This is a genomic window from Pseudomonas sp. AK-TSAG1-1, assembly GCF_056821665.1.
The window spans coordinates 940,367-964,009 of the sequence record NZ_CM165965.1; the positions used below are offsets into that span (position 1 = coordinate 940,367).

Consider the following 23,643-nt stretch of genomic DNA (forward strand, 5'->3'; position numbering starts at 1 on the left):
GAGGAGAGAAGTGCATGACGCAAGTCACGGTGAAACAACTGGCCGATGAGGTCAAAACACCGGTAGAGCGCCTGTTGCAGCAGATGCGTGAGGCAGGTCTGCCGCACACCGCCGCCGAAGAACATGTGACTGACAGTGAGAAGCAATCCCTGCTGACTCACTTGAAAAGCAGCCACAAGGCGAAAGTGGAAGAACCACGCAAGATCACGCTGCAGCGTAAAACCACCAGCACCCTGCGTGTAGCTGGTAGCAAGAGCATCAGCGTAGAAGTTCGCAAGAAGAAAGTTTTCGTACAGCGTAGCCCGGAAGAAATCGAAGCCGAGCGCCAGCGTGAACTGGAAGAGCGTCGCGCAGTAGAAAATGCTGCCCGTCAGAAGGCTGAAGAAGAAGCCAAGCAGCGCGCTGAAGAAGAAGCGCGTCGCCAGCCTGCTGCTGCGTCGAATGCTCCTGCCGAAGCTGTTGCAGCACCTGCTCCAGTGGCCGAACCTGTGCGCGAAGCTGCGCCGGTTGTTGCTGCTGCGCCAGCTGCCGACACTCGCAAGCGCGACGAACAGCGTCGTCCGGACAAGCCACGTGCCGACGATAACAATCGTCGCGGTAGTGGTGATGGCGAGCGCAAAAACGCTCCGCATCGTGCGTCGGTCAAAGAAAAAGCGCCGGCTCCACGTGTGGCGCCACGCACTACCGACGAAGAAAGCGATGGCTTCCGTCGTGGTGGTCGCGGCAAGGCCAAGCTGAAGAAACGCAACGCTCACGGTTTCCAGAGCCCAACCGGCCCTGTCGTGCGTGAAGTGAAGATCGGCGAAACCATCACTGTTGGCGATCTCGCTCAACAGATGTCGGTCAAGGCTGCCGAAATCATCAAGTTCATGTTCAAGCTGGGTACCCCGGCCACCATCAACCAGGTACTGGATCAGGAAACTGCCCAACTGGTTGCTGAAGAACTGGGCCACAAAGTGACCCTGATCAGCGACACCGCCCTGGAAGATTCCCTGGCCGAGTCCCTGAAGTTCGAAGGTGAAGCGGTTCCTCGTGCGCCGGTCGTGACCGTAATGGGCCACGTTGACCACGGTAAGACCTCGCTGCTCGACTACATCCGTCGTGCCAAGGTAGCTGCTGGCGAAGCCGGCGGTATCACCCAGCACATCGGTGCGTACCACGTTGAAACCGAACGCGGCATGGTCACCTTCCTTGACACCCCGGGTCACGCCGCGTTTACCGCAATGCGTGCTCGTGGTGCCAAGGCGACCGACATCGTGATCCTCGTGGTTGCGGCGGACGACGGCGTGATGCCACAAACCATCGAAGCCGTTCAGCACGCTCAGGCGGCTGGCGTTCCTCTGGTGGTTGCGGTGAACAAGATCGACAAACCGGGTGCCGACCTCGATCGCATCCGCAGCGAACTGTCGGTTCACGGCGTGACTTCCGAAGAGTGGGGTGGCGACACTCCATTCGTACCGGTTTCGGCGAAAATGGGTACCGGCGTAGACGAACTGCTCGAAGCCGTTCTGCTGCAGGCCGAAGTTCTCGAACTGACCGCCACTCCATCGGCTCCTGGCCGTGGTGTTGTTGTCGAATCGCGTCTGGACAAGGGCCGTGGCCCGGTAGCCACCGTGCTGGTTCAGGACGGTACGCTGCGTCAAGGCGACATGGTGCTGGTCGGCTCGAACTATGGCCGCGTGCGCGCCATGCTCGACGAGAACGGCAAGCCGATCAAGGAAGCAGGTCCGGCCATTCCGGTCGAGATCCTGGGTCTTGACGGTACTCCGGACGCTGGCGACGAGATGAGCGTGGTTGCCGACGAGAAGAAAGCCCGTGAAGTGGCTCTGTTCCGTCAAGGCAAGTTCCGCGAAGTCAAACTGGCTCGCGCTCACGCCGGCAAGCTGGAAAACATCTTCGAAAACATGGGCCAGGAAGAGAAGAAGACGCTCAACATCGTCCTCAAATCCGACGTCCGTGGTTCGCTGGAAGCTTTGCAGGGCGCTCTGAACGGCCTGGGCAACGACGAAGTGCAAGTGCGCGTGGTCGGTGGCGGTGTCGGTGGTATCACCGAATCCGACGCCAACCTGGCACTGGCTTCCAACGCTGTACTGTTCGGCTTCAACGTGCGTGCCGATGCTGGCGCACGGAAGATCGTCGAGCAGGAAGGTCTGGACATGCGTTACTACAACGTGATCTACGACATCATCGAAGACGTCAAGAAAGCCCTGACCGGCATGCTCGGCAGCGATGTTCGCGAGAACATCCTGGGTGTGGCCGAAGTGCGTGACGTGTTCCGTTCGCCGAAGTTTGGCGCGATCGCCGGTTGCATGGTGATCGAAGGTGTTGTGCACCGTAACCGTCCGATCCGTGTACTGCGTGAAGACATCGTTATCTTCGAAGGCGAGCTGGAATCCCTGCGCCGCTTCAAGGATGACGCTTCCGAAGTACGTGCCGGCATGGAATGCGGTATCGGCGTGAAGAGCTACAACGACGTCAAAGTCGGCGACAAGATCGAAGTCTTCGAGAAGGTTCAGGTTGCTCGCAGCCTCTAACTCGCGCACTTCAGGAGCCGTGATGGCCGGCCGCACTCAACTGTGTGGCGCATCACCCGGACTCTAAACGCAACGCCCGGTCTGGCATTTGTCAGGCCGGGCGTTTGCCGCTTTCAGACCTTGCGGGTTTCACCGTGGGGCAGTAACAGGTAACAAGTCATGGCAAAAGAATACAGCCGTACCCAACGTATCGGCGATCAGATGCAGCGTGAGCTGGCCCAACTGATCCGTCGCGAAGTCAAAGATCCACGTGTTGGCCTGGTCACCATTACCGCTGTGGAAGTCAGTCGTGACGTCGGTCACGCGAAGATCTTCATCACCGTGATGGGGCAGGACAACGCCGAAGATATCGCGCAAAGCATCAAGGTGCTCAACGCTGCCGCAGGCTTCCTGCGGATGCAACTGGCCCGTGAAATGAAGCTGCGCAGCGTGCCGCAATTGCACTTCCACTACGACGAAAGCGTCGTGCGTGGTGCGCACCTGTCGGCGCTGATCGAGCGCGCCGTGGCTGAGGATAATCAGCACGTGGCCGCCGCTGAACCTGAAGACACCAAGGAGTAATTCGGTGGCTCAGGTCAAACGTATCCGTCGTAACGTCAGCGGTATCATCCTGCTCGACAAGCCGCTGGGGTTCACCTCCAACGCCGCGTTGCAGAAGGTTCGCTGGTTGCTCAACGCCGAGAAGGCCGGTCACACTGGCAGTCTCGATCCGTTGGCCACCGGTGTATTGCCGCTGTGCTTTGGCGAGGCAACCAAGTTCTCGCAATACCTGCTCGATTCCGACAAGGGTTATGAAACCCTGGCGCAGCTGGGCAAGACCACTACCACGGCAGACGCCGAAGGTGAGGTTTTGCAGGAGCGCCCGGTGACCGTTGGTCGCGCCGATGTCGAAGCGGTTCTGCCGAAATTTCGTGGGCAAATCAGTCAGATACCGCCGATGTACTCGGCACTCAAGCGTGACGGGCAACCGCTGTACAAGCTGGCCCGTGCAGGCGAAGTAGTGGAGCGCGAACCGCGTTCTGTTACTATTGCGCGCTTGGAATTGCTGGCCTTCGAAGGCGATACTGCGCGTCTTGCGGTGGATTGCAGCAAGGGCACCTATATTCGCACCCTGGTGGAGGATATCGGTGAGCAACTCGGTTGTGGTGCGTACGTCGCAGAACTGCGTCGTACCCAGGCCGGGCCTTTTACCCTGGCGCAGACCGTTACCCTCGAAGAGCTGGAAGCGGTACATGCCGAAGGCGGCAACGAAGCGGTCGACCGCTTCCTGATGCCATCGGACAGCGGCCTGCAGGATTGGCCGCTGCTGCACTTCTCCGAAGCGAGCGCGTTCTACTGGCTCAACGGCCAGCCGGTACGTGCCCCGGATGCTCCGAAGTTTGGCATGGTACGGGTACAGGATCACAACGGTCGCTTCATCGGTATCGGTGAAGTGAGCGAAGACGGGCGCATCGCGCCACGTCGACTGATTCGGTCAGAATGACCGGAAACCGGTCCGTGTAACAGCGGGCCGGCGAGTGTGGCTGTTAACAGGCACGGTCACGACTCATTTATAGATACAGGGATTTGTCCCTGGCCTGTTGAAACTGTTTTTGAAACAGTTTCCTGATAAAAGGATTGCCTCATGGCTCTCGACGTTCAAGAAAAAGCTCAAATCGTTGCCGACTACCAGCAAGCTGTTGGTGATACTGGTTCGCCAGAAGTGCAAGTTGCACTGCTGACCGCCAACATCAACAAACTGCAAGGTCACTTCAAGGCCAACGGTAAAGACCACCACTCCCGTCGTGGTCTGATCCGCATGGTAAACCAGCGTCGCAAGCTGCTGGACTACCTGAAAGGCAAGGATCTGAGCCGTTACAGCGCTCTGATCGGCCGCCTGGGTCTGCGTCGCTAATCAGCGATTGCGCTATGAGGTTGGTTGTCTGTCAGGCATCAGCGGTTTTCCGCTGGTGGCTGGCAGGCTCCCAGCCTCAAGTTTTATCTGCACTACCGTTTTACCCGGACAGTCAACGGGCCGATTCCCGACATTGCCCAAGAATTTCGCAAGAAACCAGTTCCCCCAAGAGCCACAAAGAAGGTAGGACACCGTGAACCCGGTAATCAAAAAATTCCAGTTCGGTCAGTCGACCGTTACCCTCGAGACTGGCCGTATCGCCCGTCAGGCCTCCGGCGCAGTATTGGTCACCGTTGACGACGACGTCAGCGTATTGGTGACCGTAGTCGGTGCCAAGCAAGCCGATCCAGGCAAGGGCTTCTTCCCTCTGTCCGTTCACTACCAGGAAAAAACTTACGCTGCCGGTAAGATCCCTGGCGGTTTCTTCAAGCGTGAAGGCCGTCCTTCCGAGAAAGAAACCCTGACTTCCCGACTGATCGACCGTCCGATCCGTCCGCTGTTCCCAGAAGGCTTCATGAACGAAGTGCAGGTTGTCTGCACCGTCGTTTCCACCAGCAAGAAGACCGATCCGGACATCGCTGCGATGATCGGTACCTCGGCTGCCCTGGCCATCTCGGGCATTCCGTTCGACGGCCCGATCGGCGCCGCTCGTGTTGCTTTCCACGAAAGCACCGGCTACCTGCTGAACCCGACTTACGAGCAGCAGGCAGCTTCGAGCCTGGACATGGTCGTTGCCGGTACTTCGGACGCCGTACTGATGGTTGAATCGGAAGCCAAAGAGCTGACCGAAGACCAGATGCTGGGCGCGGTACTGTTCGCTCACGACGAGTTCCAGGTTGTGATCAACGCGGTTAAAGAACTGGCCGCTGAAGCTGCCAAGCCAACCTGGACCTGGGCTCCTGCTCCAGAAGCCACCGAACTGTTGGGCGCGATCCGTGCCGAGTTCGGCGACGCGATCTCCCAGGCTTACACCATCACCATCAAGGCCGATCGTTACGCTCGCCTGGGTGAGCTGAAGGATCAGGTTGTTGCCAAACTGTCCGGTGAAGAAGGCCAGCCTTCGTCCAGCGAAGTCAAAGCGGCTTTCGGCGAAATCGAATACCGCACCGTTCGCGAAAACATCGTCAACGGCAAGCCACGTATCGACGGCCGCGACACCCGCACCGTACGTCCGCTGAACATCGAAGTGGGCGTTCTGCCGAAAACCCACGGTTCGGCTCTGTTCACCCGTGGCGAGACCCAGGCTCTGGTAGTTGCAACACTGGGCACCGCCCGTGACGCACAGCTGCTGGACACCCTGGAAGGCGAGAAAAAAGACCCGTTCATGCTGCACTACAACTTCCCTCCGTTCTCGGTGGGCGAGTGTGGTCGCATGGGTGGTGCTGGTCGTCGTGAAATCGGTCACGGCCGTCTGGCCCGTCGTTCGGTTTCGGCCATGCTGCCAGCCGCTGACGTGTTCCCGTACACCATCCGTGTGGTTTCGGAAATCACCGAATCCAACGGTTCGAGCTCGATGGCTTCCGTTTGCGGCGCTTCCCTGGCCCTGATGGACGCTGGTGTTCCAATGAAGGCGCCGGTTGCCGGTATCGCCATGGGTCTGGTTAAAGAAGGCGAGAAATTCGCTGTTCTGACCGACATCCTCGGTGACGAAGACCACCTGGGCGACATGGACTTCAAAGTAGCCGGTACCGCCAAAGGCGTTACTGCGCTGCAGATGGACATCAAGATCAAGGGCATCACCGAAGAGATCATGGAAATCGCTCTGGGCCAAGCCCTGGAAGCGCGCCTGAACATCCTCGGTCAGATGAACCAGATCATCGGCCAGTCGCGTACCGAACTGTCGGCCAACGCTCCGACCATGATCGCGATGAAAATCGACACCGACAAAATCCGTGACGTTATCGGTAAAGGTGGCGCGACCATCCGTGCGATCTGCGAAGAAACCAAGGCTTCGATCGACATCGAAGATGACGGCTCGATCAAGATCTTCGGCGAAACCAAGGAAGCTGCAGAAGCTGCTCGTCAGCGCGTTCTGAGCATCACTGCAGAAGCTGAAATCGGCAAGATCTACGTCGGCAAGGTTGAACGCATCGTCGACTTCGGCGCATTCGTCAACATCCTGCCAGGCAAGGATGGTCTGGTGCACATCTCGATGCTGAGCGACGCTCGCGTAGAGAAAGTGACCGACATCCTGAAAGAAGGCCAGGAAGTGGAAGTGCTGGTACTGGACGTGGACAACCGCGGCCGTATCAAGCTGTCCATCAAAGACGTGGCAGCGGCCAAGGCTTCGGGCGTTTAATCACCCCAGAGCTTTAGCGCAATGAAAATGCCCCGCCGTGAAAACGGCGGGGCATTTTTTTGTCTCGCAAATATCGAGACATTCTGCGAAGTTGCCGGACGGCGAGACCGGTGCTAGGTTTAGCCCACCGCCCGTGTAGCTCAGCCGGTAGAGCAGCGCACTCGTAACGCGAAGGTCGCAGGTTCGATTCCTGTCTCGGGCACCAAATCTACTTTCGCCGGTGTTCGGCGAGTTTCACACCCTCCAATTATAGGCTGCCAAGCGCGGCCTTTTATCTTTCGTGGTCTTTCGCATTCTTTCGCTGCGTGCCGCGCATTTTTAGTACATCATTCAGCACTTCTCCGTTCGAGTGACTTGGTGATGTACTAATGCCCCTCACTGATACCGCTGTTCGACAGGCCAAGCCGGCCGAAAAAGACTACACCCTCACGGATGGCAGCGGCCTATCCATCTTTATTGCCACCAATGGCACCAAGTCCTGGCACTTCAGGTATTCCTGGCACGGCAAACAGCCGCGCATGTCGCTGGGCACCTACCCGGAAATCACATTGAAGGAAGCCCGCGAGCTGCGGGACCAGGCGCGCGCGCTCGTCGCCAAGGGCGTTGACCCTCGTTCACAGCGCCGCGAGGAAAAGCGCGCCGCCGCCGGCAATGCCGTTAAGACGTTCGAGGTTGTCGCCAACGAGTGGCACAAGTTTAAGTCACCACGGGTTGCGGAGTCGAAGAAAGGCGCGGCGTATCAGTCTCGCTTCTATCTGGACAAGGATCTGATCCCGGTGCTGGGCAAGATCCCAATAGCCGAGGTCCGTCGTGGCGATGTACTGACTGCTCTGCGCCGGATTGAGGATCGCGGTTCGCTGAACTCCGCGCGAAAGTGCAGGGCCTGGCTAAACGAGATATTCCGGTATGGCATTGCATCTGGCTATCTGGAAATGAATCCAGCGTCTGACCTAGACATTGTGGCCGCCAAAGAGCCGCCGGTGAAGCACAACCCAATGTTGCGCCAGCACCAGCTGAAAAAGTTCCTGCATGACCTGCGGGCGTTCAAGGGCACGGCCGGGTATGTAAAAAGTGCGATCCGAATTCTGTTGCTAACGGGGGTGCGTACCGGCGAGGTGCGTCAGGCGACCATTGGCCAGTTCGATCTGGATAACGCGCTGTGGACGATCCCGCCGGATACGGTAAAGCAATTGAGGAAGGTGATTCGTAGCAAGGGTGGGGACGAGATACCGCCGTATCTGGTTCCGCTGTCGCGGCAGGCGGTCGAAGAGGTGCGCAAGGTGCATAAGTTGACCGGCTGCTACAAGCTGCTGATCGCCGGCCGGAATGAACCGACCAGGCCACTCAGCGACAACACGGTCAACAATGCATTGCGGCGCATGGGATATGACGACAAACTGACCGGGCACGGGATCCGTGCCACGATTTCAACGGCCTTGAACGAGATGGGTTACAACGAGGATTGGATCGAGGCGCAGCTTTCGCATGCGAGTTCAAGCAAGGTCAGGAAGACCTACAACCACGCGGAGTACGTGGTACAGCGGCGGGGAATGATGCAGGACTGGGCTGATTACTTGGATGCGCTGGAGGCTGAAGCCTGATCATACCCGCCACGGGCGGCGGTGATTTGTGCGTGGTTCCATTGCAGAACCTCGGACTTGATCCAGCCAACAGAGCGGCCGCCCAGTGGAACCTGCTTTGGAAACAGGCCCTTTCTGGCCATCACGTAAATCGTGGTTGTGCCCAAGCCAACCAGCTTTCTGACGTCTGGCAGGCGGATGAATTCGACCGGCTCTTCTGGCAGGTCTTGGCGTTCGGTGTTCATGGGTTCACTCCTAGATTTGGGTGTCGAGCCATTCGATTTCTGTTGCGGCCTCGCGCATGAATGCGACGATGGCCAGTGCTTTGACGTAGATGAGTTTTGCGGATTTGATCATGGCTTATCCCCATTCAGCGCAGCGGTGGCGTCGAGGCAGGCGTTCCAGACTTTGGCGCCCTGCCAAATGTTGATGTCGCCGTACATTCCGATCTTCTTCATCAGGTCGGAACAATTCGAATCCGTGCCGCGCTCAGGCAGCACCACCGCGACCGGCGCTGGCGGGGCGGTGTAGAGCGGCTCAGATGTGACCCTGAATAAAGCGTCATAATTTAAGCCGGGCTTGCCGAAAGCATTGTCCGACGAAACTGTTATCCGAGATTGATAGCCGCACCCTTCATCGAAATGCATCGTGTGCAGCCACGCCACCGGCTCACCACTCCCACTCTCCAGCTCTGCGATCCGAGTCTGTAGCTGGGCGATGGTGGATTGCAGGGCGGCGACTTCTGGAGGCGCTGAGTACAACCGTTCAACAGTTCCGCCGTGCGAGTACCATGCATTTGCGCAGTCCTCGCTATCCGTAACGCATGGCGTACCGATATCGCCTGTGCATTTCCACGCAGCTGGTTGCTGCTCGACCACTGGCGTGCCGCCCAAGCAGTTCTGCTTCCACTCCGGCCAAGTATTAACGATCTCGGCGCAATGCTTGCAGTGTTCGCGGAGTTCGTTGATGGGCGCAACCGATGCCGGAATATCGGCATCGAGCAGGGCGCGCAGTTCTTGTTTATCCCTATGCCACTGTTGGTCGGTGCTGCTTATTGGCGAGCTGTATTCTATGAAGTTGGCGAGCAACTCCCGCGACACGCCGTCAATCGTTGGGTTATTGGTCATGGTGTGAGATCCAAGGCTGATTCGCCCGCATGGGCGATAATGGCGGAGCGTTCAGGTTTTTCGTCCCATTTGTATTTAAGCGGGCGCCACAATTGGTCAGGCTTCAATTCCTCAACCCGCATCTTGAAAATCACGTCAAACCCGCTGACCGTGCCGTTTTCATTCAGGCTGTCGATGACAATTGTTGTAACGTCGGGGCCTGGCATCCCGTAGATGAATTGATAGGCGACGCCGCTTTTAATTTTAAAGCCCTGCTGGTCTATGTAATCACTCATGACTTTCTGCCTCGGGGTTGGGGTTGAGGGCGGCGTCAATCGTCCGGTCTAATTTTTCAAACCACAAAACATCTTCGCCTTCAGCCACGCCACAAATAACGTCCAGCTCAGGCGGAACGCAGTCGCGCTGCTCTGGATTCCGCAACCAACGGTAGCGCGTCGCATCACGCTCAAGATCCGCAATGCGCTGCTCGGCGGCGGCAAGCGCTTCAGCCATCCGGCCAACCTGCTCACCAAGAGTTGGCGATCCACCATCCGGCGGATCCATGAATCGTGTTCCAGGTAGAGCCCAAACAACAGCCTCTTCAAGCTCCTTCAGCTCAGCCTCAGCCGTATCGGCGCGCAGGCGTTGGGCGTCGAAGTCCCAGCGAGAAACCAGCTCGATATGGACGTCATCGAATGTGGTTACCAGCTTTTGCTGAAGCGCATCGGCAAACTCATTGTTGATCTCGATATCGTTATCGCTCAGCTCTGTCGCGTCGAAAGCACCACCGAGGATAAGCGTTGCAAGTGTTTTCACTTCACTCATGACATGCACCATTGAATAAGTTGCGGCAGGCCGTTGCAGGCGAGGCCGAGGATTGCGAAAACGTAAGTCATCATTTGTGGTTTGCCTCTGCGGTTTCCGCGATCTTGATCAGGAGGTCACGAAACTCAGGAGGGGTCGCGTTTCGCAATTTGGTTTTATCCTTTCCTCCGATCATTGCCATCATCCCTATGCGCCTGGCTTTCGCGTATCCATGCTTAGCCAAAGCAGTAGGATGAATTCTCTGCTCGACCTTGCCCCATCTGAGTTGAGGCAATTTCTCCAAGGGAATTCCTGATGTAAGCAGCCAAGTCGGCTTGCCGGCGACATGCCCGTAGTGGCCCTGATAGACGCAGCAAGTCCACATTCCCGGAGCCGCCATCACCCAGCCTCCTGACCTTGGTGGCTTATTTAGGTCGAAGTGAGCCCAGGCATTAGAATCGCAAGGGTGCTCTAGTACGCCGCCGAAGCTTTTTATAGATTCCAGGGCAGCAGCAAAGCATCCGTTGTCATCGCCCATTTTGAACTGATGCGGCTTCCTTGTGCTGCCATGCCAAAACCGACCCCAGCGCTGACATGGCGGATGCGCAACGACTGGGTAGGGGCCTTGGTATTTACGGGCATCGCGTAATTCGTCCCAGGGGTCAACACCGTCTATGCCAATGTAATTTCCCTCCGGTTCGACATACAGGGCTGCTATTCGAATACTGCTACTCATGCCTCAATACTCCAATTAACCCCGTCCGCCTTCCGCTGATCGCGAAGCTTGGCCAGGTGTGCGCCGTAAAGGCTGATGCCGATGACGGCGATGGTGATTAGGGCCAGCCAGGCGCAGGCGGCGTAGAAGGCTGTCAAGATCACGTCTGCTTCTCCTTTCGTGCCCGGTAAGCCTTGTTCCAGCCCTCAACCCAACGCTTCAGCGAGTGAGGCGATCCCTCTTTGTCGAACGGGTTTTCTTCACGCTTCAGGCCGGCGAGAAACGCCGCATAGCCTTGTTCGAATGGAGTCATGGTGACGCTCCATGCAGGCGGGGCGGTAGAAGACGGTTAGTGGTTATACGGCTTTGGTGCGAGCGTTGATCTCTTCCGCTTCTTTCTCAACTTGCCAGTGTTTGATCTCTTCCCATCCTTCAGGAGGAAGCCAGCACAAGTGATCAAGGTTCGCATCACGGCGCGTGCGCGCTTCTCGCTCTACTTTGTAGGTCTCAAGCTCGGCAGGATCGATGTCAAGCCATGGAACGCTGACGAACCAAACACTGACCGGCTTGCCAAAACCCCAGAGAGTTGGGGAATACCACTTTGAGCCGTGGAATAGCGCGGGGAAATTTGGGGTCAGATCGACTAACTTAAGTGCGCTATTCACAGGGGCTGGCAGCGGTATCTGATTAATGTCAGTCCACAGTTCTTTACCCTCTGGGGTATTTTTTCGCGGCACCCACAGCCCATGTTTTTTGAGAAGTCGAAATGTCTTCTGGCATGGATCGGCTCTGAACTTGAAACCAGCGAATCCTCCGCGTGATTGCCAGGTCTGAAAATCACCACCAACCTGCTTTGCGACCTTTTCCGCATGCGCGGCGGCGTCAGTCATTAGATCTTGCAGGCGGTTGATTTCGTCGACCATCGGACCTTTGGTTACGCGGAAATATCGTTTGTAGACGCTCATGGCAATAGAATTCCTCGGCCGCCGTACACCGGCAGGCTGTTGAGTAGGGGGAGGGGTTACTGCTGGATGAGTTCGGCGGGGATCTTCACTGTGGCGCCGCGCCTGGCGAAGACCACGGCGCGAAACACGGCGATGGTGCGGGTCTCGCCGGGTTGGCGGTTGAATGGATCGTTCGTCGCGTCGGCCAGCCACGGTTGCCGGTGACCGACATCGACCCAGACGCCGTACTTCTCGATCAGCTGCTCGGCGTCGGGCAGGGCGAATAGATCCAGCTGGCCCGCCACGGGCTGCTGCTCACCCTCGATCGCGTTGATTGCCCAGTCCAGCGCCGGGCCGGCCAGTTCCTCGGTGCGGACGCTGACCAGACGGTTCATGGCGGCAACAGCTTTTGCGCTGCCTCGACCATCCGGCGCCCGTCGGGCAGCAACATGTGAGGCAGAAACACGTCCTCGAAAGTCATCAGCTGGCATTCAACGGCGGTTACCTGCGCCTTCACCCAGTCGCGGAGAAGCGAGCACACAGCAATCTGGGCGATATCGGCTGCCTTTTGTCGGTGTTCTTCAGGTGTAGACCGCATCCGGCTGGTGTGCGGGTGCTCCTTGAGCCAGGCGCTGGCATATCCACCCCAGTGCCCGGGCAGTTGCACCGTGCGGCCGCGATGCTCGAACTGCACCAGAGTGATCTGCTCCCGCGCCTTGTGCATGATCCCGTAATTGTCGCAACCGAACCGCCCGAGGATCTTCTGGATTTCAGCGAACGCTTTGTCGCCGCTGGTGGCGTTCTCGTACGGCAGACTCATCGCCACGGCCCCTTGTAGATGAGGTAGGCCATGTAGAGCGGGGCGAAGATCATGCTGCCTCCTTGACCTGATTCCAGGCACCGACCGCTTCGAAGATCCGCGCTGCGTGATCCTCGGCCAGCGAGATTTGTTCGGGGATGGCGATCCAGCCAGAAGCGACGATCTGGGTCTGGTTTGCCGAATCGCGTAGGTTCTTGTAGCAATGCTCGATCACGTCTTCGAGGTGGTCGGACAGGTACATCCCGTCCGGTGCTACTTCGATTGACTTGGTGTAGCGGTCGCCGCGTGCATCCAGACACATGACGCTCATGTAGATCGTCCAGCGGTGGGCAATGCCACAAACAGCCTGACCGATCTTCCCGGGCGCGATGTTCTTGAGCGACTTGTAGTTGATCATTCCCTGCCGGCCGCTGGGGTCGATGTTAACGACGGCGACGTGGTTGGTACTGAGAAGTGCGCGGCAGGATCGCTCGATGCGGGCTTTCATGTTGTTGGGCTTGCGCTTCTTCATAACGCCTCCGCCATCTTCCGAAGTGCCCGGCGATCAGCCAGCGTCATCGGCGGCTTGCGGCGCTTCAGCTTCGTTTCCGGGTCGATTAATTCAGAACGCTTCGGTGGATCTGCCTTCAGCTTCGATTCTTCCCGCGAATACCGGCCACCACCAGCAATGAACTGCTCAACCAGCCATGACAGTTCGGCTGCTTTTGAGGCCTTGGCCTCGATGTCGTGCTTGAGATTCGAGATCATGACTACCTCGGAATGCTTGCCAGTGTGGTTTGCACCAGCTCAAGGAATTTGGCGCGGCGTTCTTCGAGGCGCCTCAGTTCGTCTTTGAAGTCGTCGCGGGTCTGTCGGTAAACGATGAGCTGGCTGGCTTCGGGGAATTCTGAGCAGTAGCTGACGAAGTCGACCCAGTCGCGCCCAGTGCAGTCGAGGTGGCTCACCAACTGCCAGCGGTAGGCAGGATCAAATGAGCCGCGGCGAAGCGTGGCGTAATGCACGGCAGCGGTGACGCACTTGATCTCCAGCACCCCATCTGCGCCTATGAGGCCGTCTGGTGAGTCGCCATGATCGCCGCAGTCGAAGAACCCACCATTGGTGACGGTTACGAACTCGGCGTCCTCGTAATGCATTCTGGCGATAGGCTCGTCCGTGTGCCCACGCTCAGTGTGTTCGTTGGAAAAGCTGAACTCAGCTTTCCGGCCGGTAGCGATCTCCAGCGCGATCTGAAGAGCGTATTTCTTGGCCGGTTCGCCGAATGCCCCATCACCGTTCGCCATAAAGCAGCCAGCATTAGAGCCTGTAGCTTTGCCGATCCTCAGCGCCGCCCAGACATCAGTGTTTTGTTCGATGTCATGCCACTGCCGATTCATCGGTGCACTCCTTGATCAGCTGCTGCTGGTGTTCGTCGGTCATGGAGTATCGGGCCAGCACCGCGTCGAGGTTGCCATCGCGCTTATATGCTGCTTTCGCGTTGGCCCAGGGCCTGACGACTTCCGGCGTCAACCATGCAACGGCCGGCGCCTTCGGACTGATCCGCAATCCTTCCATCACCTCGCGACCGAACCTCACGTTCGAATCCACGTAGACGCTGATCTTTACGCCGGCCCAGTCTTCAATGAACGGTGAGCCGGTCAGTGCCTTCATCGTCTTGCTGTTGGTGACGTTCAGGATCATCGGCTTCAGCTTCTCGCCCGGGCGAATCTCGCGTTCGACGAAGTAAGCCGTGTTGAACATGTCCTTGGTCTTCTTCGTCTTGTCGATCTCCAGCCTGACGTGCGAAACCGTGAAGGTCATGTAGCCCACGATATCGGCGCTTCCCAGGTAGGGGCTGTTGAATGCCTTCTTGAAGTGAGTTTTCGTTTCATCGGACACGATGATCCTCCCCGCCATGCAGGCGGCGTATGAGTTCGGGTTATTGAGTGACGCGGTCAGCGAGAGCGCTGAGCAGCATCAGGAAGGTGTAGATGGCGAGGACTGGGAACGATCCCCGCCAGATCAAAACTCGGCGGGCGAGTTGGCGGCTGGTCATGGCTGATCGTCTACGATTTCGAATTTGCGGTAGCCGTCAGCAAGCATCCATTCGACGATAGCCCCGGTGTGACCACTAATCACATCATGTGGCATTGCACCGAGAATGCGACGAACTTCATTGGATCGCTCTTCCGCCGCGATCTGCTCGGGTGTGCGGATTGGCTTAAGCAGTTCAGGAATGATTGTCCCGCAGAAGTGGCGGCCTTTGATGATGATCACGGCAAGATCGCATCCGCCAAAGTTAGCGTGCCCACCCACATAAACAACGGTTCCAGCTGGGAATGAGTCCAGGCGAGTCCCTTCCGTAAATTTGCATTCCTTCGCCAATAAGGCATCAACGCCAACCGGCGGCAGGCCTTCGCCGTTCCAGTTCAGGTGTTCGTTTATTCCTTCGACCGAAGGCGTGTATTTCATGCTTTCGAAACGAATCTCTCCAGATTCAAGATTCATGCTTTCACCTCGTAAGCCACAGTCCACTCACCGCACAGGCAAGCCCGGCGCGACCATGCGTGAACGTTTTCAATGCCGGCGTCGTAGGCCAGAGAGAGGGCTCCGAGCCACGATTTGTGGGTGAACGCCATAGTCATGCTGTTCATGCCGCACTCCTTGGCCGGCGCTCAATGGCGATATCCAGCCGCTTGCAGTAATGGTCGAATTCTTCGATGGTGATTTTCTCGGCGGTGTAGAAGGCCGTGATGTTGCGCAGGACGAGGATTTCGTAATTGTCCGGGCAGGCCGGATGTGCAAGTTCGTCGAGGTCTTCATCGATCAGGATGTGGGCGCTCATAATTCATCGTCCTCTGCCTGAGCAATCAGCGCATCGTCTACGAGCGGCTGTAGCAGCTTCTCAGCGATTTCGCCGAGCATGCCTAGCGAGTGGTCGCTGTGGCCCAGTAACTCGTCAGCAGACACTTTGTCGGCGACCCCGCGCTTGTTTTCGATCAGCATGTAGCCGAGCGACGTGGTGGGCACTCGACAGTCAGCGAGGCGCGCATTCACATGCTCATCAACCGCCAGTGCGAAGTCGCGGAACCGAACGCCTTGCTGCGGGTTCATTCGGCGCTGGAACATGACGTCACAGCCGCGCATCAACCGCTCAGCCGAGTCATACAGCCATTCATTCCGAGCCACGTCCTGCGCGCTATCGCTCACCATCAGAGGCAGCTTCGCGTCGTGCATGGCCTGACAAATCTTCAGTGCTGCGTTCATGGTTGCCTCCAGAGTGGCGGGTTATTCGGTTGGAGGGTCTGGCAGGGGCTGCCAGTAAGTCGGCTGTTCACAGCTATAAAACTCTTGATCAACCCAATGCGGAGCCATCTCAAGATCCTCATCAATTTGGCCGATTCGAACATCGCCAAAACTGCCTCCCCACATCAGCACCAGCTGACCAATTCCTGGCGGGTGGTCCGAAGTTTTTATCCATCCGCTCATGCGATGTAGCCTCCGGGCATAGTGGTAACGATCCGCTGCGCTACAGGGTGATGCATACGACCTTTGGCGCAGTCGTGGACGTCGGGGCGGGGCTTGCGGGGTTTGCGTTTCATGGCGGCTATTCCTGTGGGAGCGGGGCGGCGGTCAAATCGCCTGTTTTTGGCATAATTCCGCCTGAAAGCACCGGAATAGAGCCTTTATATGGTGGCGCTCATTGTGGGAGCGAAGACAATAAAAAGCCCGATCACTGACCGGGCTTTATTCCTGAAGTAGACCTCCCTACGTCAGGGGATATTTGCCTCCTGCTGGAGGGCTTGGCTGAATACCTAGCAATCTACCTTCCGCGCCTCCCGGTAATTTGTGGGAAGCCCTGACCAAGACTTATGGCTGCTTGGCGTCTCTGGTGCTGCGGAATCCGAAGGGATGCCAGCCCATCGGTATATGTGGGATCTCCTCTTGTTCGCTCACTGGGGAGGCAGTGGCCACCTATTGGGTTGTGTGCAGCTGCACCTGCATTGGTAGATCACCTTGCTTAACGGAAACGAATGCCGCGGCGTCGAATACCGCGCTTGTGGCCGCCCCACATTCGCCTGCGCTCCGCAGCGCTCACAAGGTGATCTCCGATACAGGCACCTCTCTAAACGAGTTTCCCCAGAGAGATATCGGGCCGAGTTACTTCCGGCAGACGCGCGACGGAGATCAAAAGCAATAAATGAATTACTGAATAGGCAATCTGCGGACGGGGCGGACGCGGAGCTCGTTGTACTTGCCGAAGTTGACCTGACAGCCATCATCGAAGTGCATGCCGAATGCGCTGTCGGCGGAGCGCTGCGAGGATGACCAAACCCAGCCCGACAGCTTGCCGTTGAGGTTCAGCCAGATCTCGTAAAGCTCGGCAGCCGCCGGCAGATAGAAGTCGTGATGGCCGTCTGCTTTATGTTCGTAGGCGGCAATTGCGGCTGGGTACTCGCCATCAGCCTCAACCAGAGCGTCGGTATTGGCTCGGCCATCAATCAGACTGATGGCTGGCGCGTCGTCGCCATATTGACCCCACTCGACGCGACCCAACTCATCGCCCAAGATCAGATGGTAGCTTGGCGCGCCGTTGCGAGAAGGCATGACGCCAGCGTAGATGCCGCCCTGACCTACCCATTTTTCGCCAATCGCTGGCGGCTGAATGCTTTGTGCTGTGTTCATGATGATTTCCTGTCGGGTTGTTGTGGCTTTCGAATGCCTCCCGGGGTTTGAGAGGCATTTGTAAAGCCAGATGGCGATCCGGAAACAGCCAGATGCCATCTGATATCCGGTCGCTCTCTACTGGAGGCAGCGACCGGTTGTTGCGTCAAAGGTGGGTGATGCAGGGGGCCGCGTTGAGCGGTGTGGACTCTTCCGCATCGGGGTGTGAATCGTCGGAGTCGAACTGACACCTCAGAGGGATTTCTCGAAACAGCGATCAGTTGATCGCCGGCATCTAATCAGCGGAGCAACCCGCCTAGTCAATGCCGCTGCCTCCAAGGTTGCATCCTGCAATTGCACACCCCGATGCGCTCTCATAGAGAGGATCGGGCAGTTAACGACAGGCTGTCGTGGCGCTGGTTGTTCACTTGTGCGCTTCGGGATCTTTCAGGTGTTTGTCGAATAACTTCTTGTGACGGCGAGCGAAGCGTGCTAACCGAGCAATCAGATAAGCCAGAAATACAGCCAGCGTGACTGGATAAATCGCAATGGCCGACGCCGCGAAAGGCGGAAGCACGACCAAAGCAATCAAGGGAAAGAAAAAACCTCGCTCTCCATCAGAGCATTGATGGCCTTTTTTGTAACCCCAAAGCCAATCACCTTCTCCCCAGCCCATTCGACTCATCGAAAGGTTGATCAACGGGTTTTTCTTGGGCACCTTCGAATCATCAACCCAAGCCCAAATACCAGCCCAAGCCCAGCTAAGAACATATGCAACGATCCAGCCAATACCAAGCAGCAGGCCGATACCGCCAGCAGCACCAATAATCTGCACCCATTCAATCTCCATACCTCTCTCCCGCATTTGGTTGTCATCCCAAAGCTCGCTCAGTGAACGAGCTTCAGTGATGCTTACCGCCGTGACCCGCTACTGGCTGGTCACCGGTTTGAATCTCTATGTCAAAGAACTTGATTCCGGTCGGTCCCCAGTCGGGGGTCGGGAGATCACTTCGCTGATCCCTGGCTATCTGGCGGCTTCACCAGTCGTGTCGTGTGCCGGTGTTTCGTTCGGCATGAGGTGAATTTAAGCGCACTGAAATGGATAGTCAAGTGCACTGAAGTAAATATTTTCAGCGCGCTTAAGTTTTCTGTCGGGCGGGCACAAAAAAGCCCGCGCTAGGCGGGCTTGAATGGTTTCGCTGAATTATCGGCGAGGCGCACGTCTTACTGTTGACCACCAAAAGACCCGGCCAAGCATGGCGATGTCCTGAAACTGGTCGGCGCTCAGTATCTCGTCGGGGTATTCGTCGGCGTTCTCACTCCGAACACGGACCGAGTTCCCTGGCATCGTGTACAGGTACTTCACTCGAAGCATGCCATCTTGATTGAAGGCATAGATCTCGCCGTCGACGATGTTGGTAAAGCTGGTATCAAAGCCGATGGCGGCGCCGTCCAATATAAGGCGCTCCATCGATCGTCCTTTAACCCGCGCCACCGCCGCGCACTCCGGCTCAACCCCGGCAGCTCTCAGCGTGTCTTTGGAGAATCTGAGCTTACGATCTGCAACCTCGACTACTTCTGTCATGCCATTTCCTGCGGCAAATTCAACTTCGGCGTAGTAGGGCAGTTCTACTTCGTCGTCATCCAGTGGTGTTTCGGCATCCCATACGGATACAAGGCCGATCAACTCGCCCTGCGAATGGCTTGACCCTGCCTCAACTACCTTTTCCGGGCCGGTGCCGAACGTAAGCCATTCGGCGCGGAACCCTGTGGCCTTAGCCAGCGCGAACACGCTTTCAGCTTTTAGCGTCTTGCTCTCGCCACTGATCCACTGGGTGACCGCTGACGGTGCAACTTTGCAAAGAGCTGCAATTTCGCTCTTGGACTTCCCGCTGAGCGTGATGGCGCGGGCAATGCGTTCGTTTCTATTCATCCTGAAATTTTAAGCCAACTGAATTTAAGTGGGTGGAAATCAAAGAGTCCAGTTGCGCGCGCTATTTAAGTGTGCTGAAATTGCCACATAACCACGCGAGGACTCGCAATGAATATCAACGAAGCCATCAAGCATTTCGGCTCCAAGAGCAAGCTTGCTGCCGCTCTCGGCATTAACCCGAGCGCCGTAACTCAGTGGGGTGAAGCCATTCCGGCTACCCGCCAATTTCAGATCCAAGTCATCAGCAAGAACAAGCTGAAGGCTGATCAGAAGGCTGCTTGATCATGTCGACGAGCCCATTAAGCCAAGAGCAGACCGTAAGGTCCCGCAAGAACTACTCCGTTCTCATGCAGCACCTTGCATCGGTCGGCAATGCCCCCGTTGCGCTTGCAGTCGGTTGCGACGAAGCAACGATCAGTCGCATGAAGCCGGAGAAGTTCGAACAGTTCTGCCAGATCCTGGCCGTGCTGGGGCTTAAGGTCGTCCCTATGGCCATGCAGTGCTTCGACAAGCGGGATATCGAAACCCTTCTGCATCAGGCCAAGCGGTACATGGAGCTGATTCAGAACGTTGATCAGTTGCAGGAGGAATAGCCGTGGATTGGTTCCGGATGTATGGCGAGTTCGCCACTGACCCTAAAGTGCAGATGATGAGCGAGGCTGATCAGCGCCGATTCGTCATGCTGCTCTGCCTTCGTTGCAGTAACGACGGTGTAACGTTACATGAAACAGAGATAGCGTTTCAGCTGCGTATCAGTAACGAAGAATGGGCCACATCCAAGGCTCTTTTTCAGAGCAAGGGGCTCATTGATGAGGACTGCATGCCCACCTCTTGGGATCGCCGTCAGTTCGTCTCCGACTCAAGCAGGGCAAGGGTTGCAGCCCACCGAGCAAAGAAGAAACAAGCATGTAACGTTACAGTAACGCCACCAGATACAGATACAGATACAGATACAGATACAGAACAAGATCAAAAGCCTGCGGCTGCGCTCAATCCCAAGGCGAAATCAACCAAGTTCGACCCGCTCACCGTCAAACCCGCCAACGTCACCGAACAGGTCTGGGCCGACTGGTGTCAGCACCGCCGCGAAATCCACAAGCCCCTGACCGCCAAGAGCTGCGAGCAGCAGGCCAAGGCGCTGGAGGGACACCCGACCCCGGACCAAGTCCTCGCCAACTCGATTTCCAACGGATGGACGGGGATTTTTCCGGACAAGGTCAGCAACGTGCACCGGCTCCCCCCGCGTCGAAACGGTAACGAACCGGACTTCGACAGCACGGCCTGGGCCAACGACCTTCTGGTGAACCCATGAAACCAGCCAGCCAGCTGCTGGCGACCATCGGCAACCTGCCGCCAGCCGCCCAGTCAGAACCGATTCAGGTCACGCCACAGACAGCCGAGGTGGTCAACGAGCTTTTCCGTCGACTGCGCGGGATATTCCCTGCATGGCGCCAGGCGTGGCCATCCACCGAAGCGCTCGATGCCGCCAAGGCTGAGTGGATTAAGGAATTCGCCGCCGTCGGCATTCGCTCTCTGGAGCAGATCGATTTCGGCGTTCAACGCTGCAGGAAGATGAGCAAGCCGTTTGCCCCAAGCGTCGGCGAGTTCATTGCCATGTGCACGCCGACTGCCGAGGACTTCGGCATGCCTGCTGCTGCAGACGCGTGGATGGAGGCGCTGATCGGCACCTACAGTCACGACGGTGTGCGCATCGCGGCCAATGAGACGGGGATATTTGACCTTCGCGCTGCCAAGCAGGATGACAAGTCGCTTCGCGCTCGCTTCGACCGGGCCTACGCGATCGTCATCCGCCGCGCTCAGGAAGGCCAGCCGCTCGACGGCAAGATCCTGGCCGGCATCGGCCACGACAGCCAGAAGACCGCCTTCGAATTGGCCAATGAACTGGCCGACCAACAGACCCAAGCGCGAATCATTCAGCAAGGCATTCCGGCCGACGGTAAGTCGGCCCGTGCACTGCTGCTCGCAAAGTTCGGCAAAAAACCACTGGAGAGCCGGCCATGAAAACCCACATCAAAATCGCCTGCGCCTTCACGCTGGTAGGGATTTCCCTCGCCGTCTACGTCGGTTTCATTGTTTGGGGGTTGACCAGTCATGTCTGACTACAGTGAATTGAAGCGTCTGGCTGAGTCCGCAACGCCAGGGCCTTGGAGTTATGACGGATCTTACGTGTGCCCGGCTCGAGTTGAAGATGGCACGACCTACGTTGAAACATGGCTATCGGTTGCTGACTGCCATCAGCTGGAGAATACAAAGTTTGTCGCCGCCGCAAACCCTGCCGCAGTGCTGAGCCTGACCGCGGAACTCGACCGCCTCAAGTCCGAACTCGCCGGCCTCCGCACCGGTTACGACGCCTACGAGAAGATCGTTGCTGATCTGAGGGCGGAGAACGAGGCGTTGATCGGCGCCCTCAAAGGAATGGCCTCAATGTACGGCTACTGCTGGGATTTGGTTGATGGTGGCCTTGTCTGCATGCAGAGCAACGTGCAGCGCTTTGAGGGCGCGCATGAGGTTGCGCAGAGCGTTTTGGCAGCCGTGAGCAAGGAGCCAAGCCATGACTGACAAGATCAGCGTGAACAGCACCGCCAAGCTCACCGCAGCTATCGGCATGCTCACCGCCATGTACCGCGAGAAGAAGTTCGTGGTGGTTTCTCTTCGCCCGGGCAAGGATCGCACCTTGGATCAAAACGCCCTGTGGTTCGCCTTGTACCAGCGCATCGCCCAGATGACCCAGATCGGTGACGTGGAAGACGCTCGCCGACACTGCAAGCTGCACTACGGCGTCCAGATCCTCATCAATGAGGACGAGGACTTCCGGGAAAGCTGGTACTCCACCCTTCGCCACTTGAGCTACGAGAAGAAACTGGCCCTGATGGGTGGCTGCCCACTCTTCGGACCGGACGGCTTCCCTGTAACCCGCCTATTCAATCGCGCCCAAGGCATTGCCTACACAGACCGCATCGTTTCCGAGTTCACGGAGCGCGGCGTGGTGTTCGATGACCTGCTTGGCAAGGAGGCAGCATGAGCAAGACGGCCCAGCGGAAGCGCCAAGCGTACGAAGAAGGTTTGCGCGACGGAACTGTAGGCAACGGAATCCGTTACTCCTATCACCCATTCATGGATTCCTATCGTGCCGGGTATCGCGAATCATCATCCATGCGACAGCCCCGGACATTGCTGCAATGGTTCCGCGAGGTGTTCGCATGAGCCTCCAAGCCAAGCAGCCCCGCCCGAAGAAGTGCAAGGTCGAATCCTGCAGGGCCTCATTCATCCCCCAGCGCCTCGGCCAATCGGTATGCAGCCCAAAGTGTGCATTGGCCATTGCTCCAGTGCACCGCGAGAAAGCCCGCAAAGCCATCAGCCAGCTCGAGCGCGCCGAGATCAAGGTGCGCAAGGAGAAGCTGAAGAGCCGCGCCGATCACCTCAAGGACACCCAGAAGGCCTTCAACGCATGGGTGAGAGAGCGAGACGCCAATCTCCCGTGCATCAGTTGTGGTCGCCACCACCAGGGTAAGTACGACGCAGGTCATTACCGGACAGTGGGCAGCAATCCCGCCCTGCGCTTCGAACCGCTCAACTGCCACCGACAATGCTCACCATGCAACACCCAGCTATCCGGAAACATCGTCAACTATCGCATAGAGCTGGTGAAGCGCATCGGCATCGAACTCGTTGAGTGGCTCGAAGGCCCGCATGAGCCGAAGAAATACACCGTCGATGAGCTTAAGGCGCTGACTGCTGAGTTCCGGGCAAAGACCAAAGAGCTACAGGCTTCGCAAACCCAAGCTGAACAGGGGATTCAACATGCAATATGACGCTGAAGAACTTCTGACGCAGTGGGGGCGCTGGGTATGGCAGGGCGCCGGCTTACCTGGATACGGTGTCTCGCAGATCTACGCCATCATGCGTGATAATGTGGAGCAGCCTACAGCGCGCCTTCCTGCCTCAATCACCGACGACGAAGCCCTGATGATCGACCGGGCCGTCGCGTCACTCTGGAAGCGCTACCCAATGGCTGCTGATTGCCTTCGGGTCTACTACTGCACCGGGCGCACGATGCATCAGGTTGGGATTTTGTTCGGCACCCCAAGACTCAAGGTGCGCGAAATGATCATCGCCGGGAACAATTACGTTCAGGCGTGTCTGGATATGAGGATGGCGGCATGACCATAGAAGAAATTCACGAACTGGCCCGCGAGATGCGCCTGAAAGACGCAGAGTTTCAAAAGATGAAAGCTCGGCATGAGGTAAATCAGATGATCTTCCGCTGCCAACTCTTGTTTACCATGTCGGCGGCGCTCAATGCACAGCCTTCGCCTACCCCCGGGGTCTTGCTCGCATGACTGATCAAGAGC

At 57.5% G+C, this 23,643-nt stretch carries 38 protein-coding genes and 1 tRNA gene; 17 read left to right on the plus strand and 22 right to left on the minus strand.

Features of this window, described 5'->3' with window-relative positions:
• Positions 1–14 precede the first annotated feature (14 nt).
• From infB to AC1UK9_RS04145, 7 genes are all read left to right on the plus strand, one after another.
• Positions 15–2,534 carry a translation initiation factor IF-2 gene (infB, locus tag AC1UK9_RS04115; protein WP_473014449.1) on the plus strand — a complete coding sequence of 840 codons (2,520 nt, stop codon included), beginning with the start codon at positions 15–17 and terminating at the stop codon, positions 2,532–2,534.
• 159 nt (positions 2,535–2,693) lie between these two features.
• A complete protein-coding gene (gene rbfA / locus AC1UK9_RS04120; protein WP_007953741.1) occupies positions 2,694–3,095 on the plus strand; it encodes a 30S ribosome-binding factor RbfA in 402 nt (133 codons plus the stop codon).
• A 4-nt stretch (positions 3,096–3,099) separates the two neighbouring features.
• Positions 3,100–4,017: a tRNA pseudouridine(55) synthase TruB gene (truB, locus tag AC1UK9_RS04125; protein WP_024011571.1), complete on the plus strand. Its 918-nt coding sequence runs from the start codon at positions 3,100–3,102 to the stop codon at positions 4,015–4,017.
• 141 nt (positions 4,018–4,158) lie between these two features.
• Positions 4,159–4,428, plus strand: a complete 270-nt coding sequence (gene rpsO / locus AC1UK9_RS04130; protein WP_003221553.1) for a 30S ribosomal protein S15 — start codon at positions 4,159–4,161, stop codon at positions 4,426–4,428.
• A 193-nt stretch (positions 4,429–4,621) separates the two neighbouring features.
• A complete protein-coding gene (pnp, locus tag AC1UK9_RS04135) occupies positions 4,622–6,727 on the plus strand; it encodes a polyribonucleotide nucleotidyltransferase (RefSeq protein ID WP_025110451.1) in 2,106 nt (701 codons plus the stop codon).
• 129 nt (positions 6,728–6,856) lie between these two features.
• Positions 6,857–6,932, plus strand: a tRNA-Thr gene (locus AC1UK9_RS04140).
• 163 nt (positions 6,933–7,095) lie between these two features.
• On the plus strand, positions 7,096–8,328 hold the full coding sequence (locus tag AC1UK9_RS04145) for a tyrosine-type recombinase/integrase (protein ID WP_482579509.1): 1,233 nt from the start codon (positions 7,096–7,098) through the stop codon (positions 8,326–8,328).
• Here AC1UK9_RS04145 and AC1UK9_RS04150 read toward each other — a convergent pair.
• From AC1UK9_RS04150 to AC1UK9_RS04255, 22 genes are all read right to left on the minus strand, one after another.
• The gene (locus tag AC1UK9_RS04150) at positions 8,298–8,552 is read right to left on the minus strand and encodes a helix-turn-helix transcriptional regulator (protein WP_482579510.1); all 255 of its coding nucleotides are present in this window, start codon (positions 8,550–8,552) and stop codon (positions 8,298–8,300) included. The two genes, AC1UK9_RS04145 and AC1UK9_RS04150, sit on opposite strands and share 31 nt — an antisense overlap.
• Before the next feature lie 108 nt (positions 8,553–8,660).
• Positions 8,661–9,434 carry a hypothetical protein gene (locus tag AC1UK9_RS04155; protein ID WP_482579511.1) on the minus strand — a complete coding sequence of 258 codons (774 nt, stop codon included), beginning with the start codon at positions 9,432–9,434 and terminating at the stop codon, positions 8,661–8,663.
• On the minus strand, positions 9,431–9,709 hold the full coding sequence (locus AC1UK9_RS04160) for a hypothetical protein (RefSeq protein WP_482579512.1): 279 nt from the start codon (positions 9,707–9,709) through the stop codon (positions 9,431–9,433). The genes AC1UK9_RS04155 and AC1UK9_RS04160 overlap by 4 nt, the downstream gene beginning before the upstream one ends.
• Entirely contained in the window at positions 9,702–10,238 is a 537-nt protein-coding gene (locus AC1UK9_RS04165; RefSeq protein ID WP_482579513.1) for a hypothetical protein, read from the minus strand. The genes AC1UK9_RS04160 and AC1UK9_RS04165 overlap by 8 nt, the downstream gene beginning before the upstream one ends.
• Positions 10,239–10,308: 70 nt before the next feature.
• On the minus strand, positions 10,309–10,953 hold the full coding sequence (locus AC1UK9_RS04170) for a hypothetical protein (RefSeq protein WP_482579514.1): 645 nt from the start codon (positions 10,951–10,953) through the stop codon (positions 10,309–10,311).
• Entirely contained in the window at positions 10,950–11,096 is a 147-nt protein-coding gene (locus AC1UK9_RS04175) for a hypothetical protein (RefSeq protein ID WP_482579515.1), read from the minus strand. Before AC1UK9_RS04175 ends, AC1UK9_RS04170 begins: the two co-directional genes overlap by 4 nt.
• Positions 11,093–11,245 carry a hypothetical protein gene (locus AC1UK9_RS04180; protein WP_482579516.1) on the minus strand — a complete coding sequence of 51 codons (153 nt, stop codon included), beginning with the start codon at positions 11,243–11,245 and terminating at the stop codon, positions 11,093–11,095. Before AC1UK9_RS04180 ends, AC1UK9_RS04175 begins: the two co-directional genes overlap by 4 nt.
• A gap of 43 nt (positions 11,246–11,288) precedes the next feature.
• Complete coding sequence (locus tag AC1UK9_RS04185) at positions 11,289–11,897, minus strand: hypothetical protein (protein WP_482579517.1); 609 nt, start codon at positions 11,895–11,897, stop codon at positions 11,289–11,291.
• 56 nt (positions 11,898–11,953) lie between these two features.
• Entirely contained in the window at positions 11,954–12,271 is a 318-nt protein-coding gene (locus tag AC1UK9_RS04190; RefSeq protein ID WP_482579518.1) for a hypothetical protein, read from the minus strand.
• On the minus strand, positions 12,268–12,696 hold the full coding sequence (locus AC1UK9_RS04195) for a hypothetical protein (RefSeq protein ID WP_482579519.1): 429 nt from the start codon (positions 12,694–12,696) through the stop codon (positions 12,268–12,270). Before AC1UK9_RS04195 ends, AC1UK9_RS04190 begins: the two co-directional genes overlap by 4 nt.
• Before the next feature lie 49 nt (positions 12,697–12,745).
• The gene (locus tag AC1UK9_RS04200; protein ID WP_482579520.1) at positions 12,746–13,207 is read right to left on the minus strand and encodes a hypothetical protein; all 462 of its coding nucleotides are present in this window, start codon (positions 13,205–13,207) and stop codon (positions 12,746–12,748) included.
• Positions 13,204–13,443 carry a hypothetical protein gene (locus AC1UK9_RS04205; protein ID WP_482579522.1) on the minus strand — a complete coding sequence of 80 codons (240 nt, stop codon included), beginning with the start codon at positions 13,441–13,443 and terminating at the stop codon, positions 13,204–13,206. The genes AC1UK9_RS04200 and AC1UK9_RS04205 overlap by 4 nt, the downstream gene beginning before the upstream one ends.
• Positions 13,444–13,445: 2 nt before the next feature.
• Entirely contained in the window at positions 13,446–14,069 is a 624-nt protein-coding gene (locus tag AC1UK9_RS04210; RefSeq protein ID WP_482579524.1) for a YqaJ viral recombinase family protein, read from the minus strand.
• On the minus strand, positions 14,050–14,571 hold the full coding sequence (locus AC1UK9_RS04215) for a hypothetical protein (protein ID WP_482579526.1): 522 nt from the start codon (positions 14,569–14,571) through the stop codon (positions 14,050–14,052). Before AC1UK9_RS04215 ends, AC1UK9_RS04210 begins: the two co-directional genes overlap by 20 nt.
• 153 nt (positions 14,572–14,724) lie before the next feature.
• A complete protein-coding gene (locus AC1UK9_RS04220) occupies positions 14,725–15,180 on the minus strand; it encodes a hypothetical protein (RefSeq protein ID WP_482579528.1) in 456 nt (151 codons plus the stop codon).
• Positions 15,177–15,326: a hypothetical protein gene (locus AC1UK9_RS04225; protein ID WP_482579530.1), complete on the minus strand. Its 150-nt coding sequence runs from the start codon at positions 15,324–15,326 to the stop codon at positions 15,177–15,179. The genes AC1UK9_RS04220 and AC1UK9_RS04225 overlap by 4 nt, the downstream gene beginning before the upstream one ends.
• Positions 15,323–15,517: a hypothetical protein gene (locus AC1UK9_RS04230; protein ID WP_482579532.1), complete on the minus strand. Its 195-nt coding sequence runs from the start codon at positions 15,515–15,517 to the stop codon at positions 15,323–15,325. The genes AC1UK9_RS04225 and AC1UK9_RS04230 overlap by 4 nt, the downstream gene beginning before the upstream one ends.
• Positions 15,514–15,939, minus strand: coding sequence for a hypothetical protein (locus AC1UK9_RS04235; RefSeq protein WP_482579533.1), 426 nt, complete (start codon positions 15,937–15,939; stop codon positions 15,514–15,516). The genes AC1UK9_RS04230 and AC1UK9_RS04235 overlap by 4 nt, the downstream gene beginning before the upstream one ends.
• A 21-nt stretch (positions 15,940–15,960) precedes the next feature.
• The gene (locus tag AC1UK9_RS04240; protein WP_482579535.1) at positions 15,961–16,161 is read right to left on the minus strand and encodes a DUF551 domain-containing protein; all 201 of its coding nucleotides are present in this window, start codon (positions 16,159–16,161) and stop codon (positions 15,961–15,963) included.
• Positions 16,162–16,878: 717 nt separating this feature from the next.
• Entirely contained in the window at positions 16,879–17,358 is a 480-nt protein-coding gene (locus tag AC1UK9_RS04245; RefSeq protein WP_482579537.1) for an Lcl C-terminal domain-containing protein, read from the minus strand.
• A gap of 403 nt (positions 17,359–17,761) precedes the next feature.
• Positions 17,762–18,187 carry a hypothetical protein gene (locus AC1UK9_RS04250; protein WP_482579539.1) on the minus strand — a complete coding sequence of 142 codons (426 nt, stop codon included), beginning with the start codon at positions 18,185–18,187 and terminating at the stop codon, positions 17,762–17,764.
• Between the two features lie 354 nt (positions 18,188–18,541).
• Positions 18,542–19,270 (minus strand): LexA family transcriptional regulator, encoded by a 729-nt coding sequence (locus AC1UK9_RS04255; protein ID WP_482579541.1) that lies wholly within the window; start codon positions 19,268–19,270, stop codon positions 18,542–18,544.
• A 108-nt stretch (positions 19,271–19,378) separates the two neighbouring features.
• On the opposite strand from AC1UK9_RS04255, the gene AC1UK9_RS04260 reads away from it, so the two are divergent.
• The 10 genes from AC1UK9_RS04260 (at position 19,379) to AC1UK9_RS04305 (ending at position 23,631) form a co-directional block, all read left to right on the plus strand.
• Complete coding sequence (locus AC1UK9_RS04260; protein WP_482579543.1) at positions 19,379–19,552, plus strand: Cro/CI family transcriptional regulator; 174 nt, start codon at positions 19,379–19,381, stop codon at positions 19,550–19,552.
• A gap of 2 nt (positions 19,553–19,554) precedes the next feature.
• Positions 19,555–19,863: a CII family transcriptional regulator gene (locus tag AC1UK9_RS04265; RefSeq protein ID WP_482579545.1), complete on the plus strand. Its 309-nt coding sequence runs from the start codon at positions 19,555–19,557 to the stop codon at positions 19,861–19,863.
• Between the two features lie 2 nt (positions 19,864–19,865).
• The gene (locus tag AC1UK9_RS04270) at positions 19,866–20,582 is read left to right on the plus strand and encodes a hypothetical protein (RefSeq protein WP_482579547.1); all 717 of its coding nucleotides are present in this window, start codon (positions 19,866–19,868) and stop codon (positions 20,580–20,582) included.
• The gene (locus tag AC1UK9_RS04275; RefSeq protein WP_482579549.1) at positions 20,579–21,292 is read left to right on the plus strand and encodes a replication protein P; all 714 of its coding nucleotides are present in this window, start codon (positions 20,579–20,581) and stop codon (positions 21,290–21,292) included. Before AC1UK9_RS04270 ends, AC1UK9_RS04275 begins: the two co-directional genes overlap by 4 nt.
• A 90-nt stretch (positions 21,293–21,382) precedes the next feature.
• Positions 21,383–21,850: an ead/Ea22-like family protein gene (locus tag AC1UK9_RS04280; RefSeq protein ID WP_482579551.1), complete on the plus strand. Its 468-nt coding sequence runs from the start codon at positions 21,383–21,385 to the stop codon at positions 21,848–21,850.
• Positions 21,843–22,313 (plus strand): hypothetical protein, encoded by a 471-nt coding sequence (locus AC1UK9_RS04285; protein ID WP_482579553.1) that lies wholly within the window; start codon positions 21,843–21,845, stop codon positions 22,311–22,313. Before AC1UK9_RS04280 ends, AC1UK9_RS04285 begins: the two co-directional genes overlap by 8 nt.
• Entirely contained in the window at positions 22,310–22,495 is a 186-nt protein-coding gene (locus AC1UK9_RS04290; RefSeq protein WP_482579554.1) for a hypothetical protein, read from the plus strand. Before AC1UK9_RS04285 ends, AC1UK9_RS04290 begins: the two co-directional genes overlap by 4 nt.
• A complete protein-coding gene (locus AC1UK9_RS04295) occupies positions 22,492–23,103 on the plus strand; it encodes a recombination protein NinG (RefSeq protein ID WP_482579556.1) in 612 nt (203 codons plus the stop codon). Before AC1UK9_RS04290 ends, AC1UK9_RS04295 begins: the two co-directional genes overlap by 4 nt.
• Complete coding sequence (locus tag AC1UK9_RS04300) at positions 23,093–23,455, plus strand: antiterminator Q family protein (protein ID WP_482579558.1); 363 nt, start codon at positions 23,093–23,095, stop codon at positions 23,453–23,455. Before AC1UK9_RS04295 ends, AC1UK9_RS04300 begins: the two co-directional genes overlap by 11 nt.
• Positions 23,452–23,631 (plus strand): hypothetical protein, encoded by a 180-nt coding sequence (locus AC1UK9_RS04305; RefSeq protein WP_482579560.1) that lies wholly within the window; start codon positions 23,452–23,454, stop codon positions 23,629–23,631. Before AC1UK9_RS04300 ends, AC1UK9_RS04305 begins: the two co-directional genes overlap by 4 nt.
• Positions 23,632–23,643 lie beyond the last annotated feature (12 nt).